Here is a 595-nt window from a genome sequence, read left to right on the forward strand (position 1 = left end):
GTTGAAGGTGTGCCCGCTCGCGTTTTTTTCACAACAGGTAGACCGATTTTTTCAAATAGGATGGCTTGCAACTGCTTTGGCGAGTTCATGTTGAACTCTTGTTCTGCGATTTCGTAAGCTTTTTGTTCAAGCTCTTCTAAACGGGCCGCGATTTCTACCGATTGAGCGCTCAGCTTCATGTCATCAATCAGAACACCAGTGCGCTCAATGCGAGACAAAACAGGGACTAGCGGCATTTCGATTTCTTCGTAAACCGATTTTAGCTTTTCATCTTGTTCGATGTTAGCAAACAGACGATTGTGCAGACGAAGCGTGACGTCTGCATCTTCTGCTGCGTATGGCGATGCTTGCTCAAGCTCAATTTGGTTGAAGGTCAGTTGGTTTTTACCTTTACCCGCGATTTGTTCGAATGAAATGCAGCTGTGTTGTAGGAAACGAAGTGCCAAGCTGTCCATGTCGTGTTTGCCGCCTACGCTGTTGTAAACGTAAGACGCCAACATGGTGTCGTATTTGATGCCTTTCATCACGTATGCCGTCTTCTGCTTGAAAAAATTGATTATCCTTTTTAAGAGTACGTAACCACTCTAGATTTGAT

General features: G+C 44.7%; 1 pseudogene. It reads right to left on the minus strand.

From position 1 onward, the window contains the following. Positions 1–524 (minus strand): annotated as a pseudogene (locus R7R78_RS27915) (DNA polymerase); the annotation flags it as partial. Between the last annotated feature and the right edge of the window lie 71 nt (positions 525–595).

The organism is Vibrio sp. 2134-1 (assembly GCF_033339495.1).